The sequence below is a fragment of the Oleiphilus sp. HI0123 genome (genome assembly GCF_001635315.1).
This window is the reverse complement of record NZ_LWGE01001670.1, coordinates 1-3,270: the sequence shown is the minus strand read 5'-3', so window position 1 is coordinate 3,270 and position 3,270 is coordinate 1. Positions and strand designations below refer to the sequence as shown.

General features: G+C 45.7%; 3 protein-coding genes. 2 read left to right on the top strand and 1 reads right to left on the bottom strand.

Going from position 1 to position 3,270, the window contains the following annotated elements:
- Window positions 1-1,094, top strand: a 1,094-nt coding sequence (locus tag A3761_RS22555; RefSeq protein WP_197473184.1) for a DUF1631 family protein, incomplete at its 5' end; no start/stop codon positions are given.
- Window positions 1,095-1,096: 2 nt separating this feature from the next.
- Entirely contained in the window at window positions 1,097-1,651 is a 555-nt protein-coding gene (gene ampD / locus A3761_RS22550; RefSeq protein ID WP_068554661.1) for a 1,6-anhydro-N-acetylmuramyl-L-alanine amidase AmpD, read from the top strand.
- Here ampD and mnmC read toward each other — a convergent pair.
- Window positions 1,648-3,270, bottom strand: a 1,623-nt coding sequence (gene mnmC, locus A3761_RS22545) for an FAD-dependent 5-carboxymethylaminomethyl-2-thiouridine(34) oxidoreductase MnmC (protein WP_068750933.1), incomplete at its 5' end; no start/stop codon positions are given. The two genes, ampD and mnmC, sit on opposite strands and share 4 nt — an antisense overlap.

The window sequence follows — 3,270 nt, the reverse complement described above, 5'->3', positions numbered from 1 at the left end:
AAGTGCTAAACGATTTCGATGACAATCTAGATATTTTCCAAAGCTTATTAGATGATTTTATTAAATTTATAGTGATTGAAGATAAGCGTGGTCAACTTGTTGAGCAGCGCACAAAAGATGCTGAAAAGGGAAAAGCAGCCAATGACCTAGCCAAGAAGGCGGTTGATAATGCTTTAAATGCAATTTTAGCTGATCAGCAAGCAAGAGCGCGTAATGTACCAGAATGTGCAGAAGCTTTTCTTTCAAAAGCGTGGAGTAGGGTACTTAATTACACATACCTAAACGGTGGTGTCGACTCAGAGAGTTGGAAGGCTGAAATTGCCTTGGTTAAAGATTTGATTTGGACGGTGAGTCCAGACAAGGAGGAGTTTGATGTTCGAGGCAAGTTATTGAAAACGATTCCTCGTGTTATGAGGAAGTGTCGGGAGGGGCTCAATCGGATCATGTATGATCAGTTTGAGGCGAAAACCCTATTGGCCGATATCGAAGCTCAGCATGTTAATGTCTTGAATAACTTGCAAACATACGAAGAGTTTGCCAAGTCTGCAATGGACGATAACGCCATTGCTGAGTTGGTTCAGGATACGCTTGAAATTGAACAAGACTTTAACGATTTTAAGCAATCTAGCGTTGAAGCCGAAAAGCCGGTCAAGCCTGCGCCTAAAGCTGCCTCTAGAGAAACAAACTCCGACAGTAAACCTGTCTCACCCAGTGAGCAAGGCACCGGTGATAACGCAGAAACGGAATCAAGTGTCGAGCCTACGCGTGCCGAAACGGTTCTAGAAGAAGATTTGAGTGCTAGTGCGAGCGATTCCATTGTTGATGCATTTAGTAAGCAGGTGGAAAGAGCTAGCATTGGCACCTGGTTTGAGGTTTCAAAGGAAGGACGTCCTGAACGTTGTAAACTTGCTGCACACATTAAGGCTATTGATAAGTTTGTTTTCGTTAATCGATCCGGCATCAAAGTAATGGAGCAGGATAAAAGTGGTTTTGCATCCCTGCTAAGAAATGGAGAGCTTCAAGTTCTAAATGATGGTTTATTGTTTGATCGTGCCTTAGAATCGGTGATCGGGAGTTTACGCGGAGCTAACTAGGTATGAAAATTTGTAATGGTTGGTTGACTGGTGCTCGGAAGTGCCCGTCACCCAATTATAATGAGCGCCCTCAAGCTGCGCCGATCAACTTACTAGTCGTTCATAATATATCATTGCCACCGAAGTCCTTCGGCAATAATTACATCGAGCTTTTTTTCCAAAACTGTTTGCCAGTTGGTGAGCATCCGTATTTCGAGACAATTCGCGATCTTCAGGTCTCGTCACACTTCCTCGTTAAACGCAACGGAGAAATAGTCCAGTTTGTTTCCTGTAATGACCGTGCCTGGCATGCCGGACAGTCAAGCTTTTGTGGTCAGGAAAACTGTAATGATTTCTCGATAGGCGTTGAGCTGGAAGGCGCTGATGACATACCGTATCAAGCGATTCAGTATTCGCAGCTTGCCGCTCTAACTAATGCAATTCAGGAAAGCTACCCTGAAATTACGAAAGAGCGTATAACGGGTCATGAACATATCGCTCCACAGCGGAAAACAGACCCAGGCCCTGCTTTCGATTGGACGCTGTATCGAAACTCTATAGAGAACCCCCTTGTTTAAATGCGCCGCTGTTTAAGGTGCTTAATGATAAAGCGGGCGGGCGAAAACATTGCTTTGTGTGTGTCATTTACCGGTGGGATGCCGCCGCATATTTCGTGAGCAATAAGTTCTGCGGCGACGGGGCTTGTAAATGCGCCTTTGGAGCCGTGTCCAACGTTGACGTAAAGACCTTGATAGTAGTGTCCATAAAGATGTTTGCAGCTGTTGGCGCCAACTCGAAGTTTGGCAAAGGTCTCTTTCATTTGTTCAAAATTTGGAGCGAGCCCAACGATTGGAAGGTAGTCAGGAGTGGTGCAACGAAGGCCGGCGTTACTTTTTACATCATAGTCATTCAGGCTTTTATCTTCAGTGTTCTTATCCGAAATCCATGATGGGTTCCAGTGCTGAATTGCTTCGAAGTTCTTTTCATTGTCTTCTGCATTAGTGCTTTCATTATTTGAGTCCAAATCAAAGGTCGCGCCAAAGTGGTGCCAACCAGAAACAGATGGGCATAGGTAGCCTTCTCCTGTTAACACACACTGCGTAGATTTGATTTCCTCCCTATTCTGCTTAGATCTTATCGATGTAACTTGCCCGCGCAAGGGCTTGGTTGGCAGGTGTGCTAATTGGGGAAAACTCTTGGTGTCATTAGAGTTTGCAATGACAAGATGCCTTGTGTGAAAAAGGCCTGAATTTGTTTCTATGGTCCAGCTTGAGTCTGTATTTTGGCTGATCTGCTTCGCTTCGCAGTTGTAAAATGGCGTGATGGTAGCCTGCGACTTAGCTGGCTTATCGCTAAGTAATATTTTTGCGTAGACTTTAGGGTCAAGCCAGCCCGCATTCTCAAACCATAAGCCGCCACAGGAGTGTTTCAAGCCAGACTTTTCTGAGGCTTCATCTGCGCATATTGGCCGTATAAAATCAGCTGGCAGCTTGGTGTTATTGGCAAAGCGGGTTTGCTTGGCCGCTTCCTTATCACTCCATGCTAGCTGCAGTAAACCGCAAGGGTGCCAGAATTCATTATCAAAGTTTGCCTGTAGCCGCGGGTAATAGCGTAAGCTGTAGGCAAGGCAATGCTCTACGAAGTTAAACGTTTTGTTTCTCTCACTGGGAAACTTTGCGTACATTACCAGTTGGCTCTGGCCGCTGGCACCAGAAACAGGTGCTGGGCGAGTATCTATTATCGCAACATCCAGCCCGCGTTGATACAGCGCTGAAGCAGTGCTGATACCCGCTAAACCGGCCCCAATAATAACGGTATCGAAAGACTTGGACTCGTCTTTATCTAAGGCGGCAGCCGTAGAGTTCCTAACGGAATTCTTTATCAGTGTTTGTGGGTAAGCCCAATTTGTTTTGCTTGAAGGTAAGTGGTCGGTAGAACTGAGGTCTTGTTTTGTAATAGAGCCAAGAAGCATCTCTCGTTTTTTGCCAAAGCCTTTCTGGCGCTTAACACTGAAACCTGCCGATTCTAGCCCTCGTCTTACAGCTGACGCAGCGGCGAAGGTGGAAAAAGTGGCTCCGTCAGATGATAGTCTGGCAACTTCTTTAAAAAGAGCAGGTGACCACATTTCCGGGTTCTTATTAGGGGAAAAACCGTCCAGGTACCAGCAATCTGCCATAAAACGGTATTCATCCAGGGA

Coding starts and splice junctions, on each gene's coding strand:
- ampD (WP_068554661.1), top strand. CDS start 1,097: ATGAAAATTTGTAATGGTTGGTTGACTGGTGCTCGGAAGTGCCCGTCA.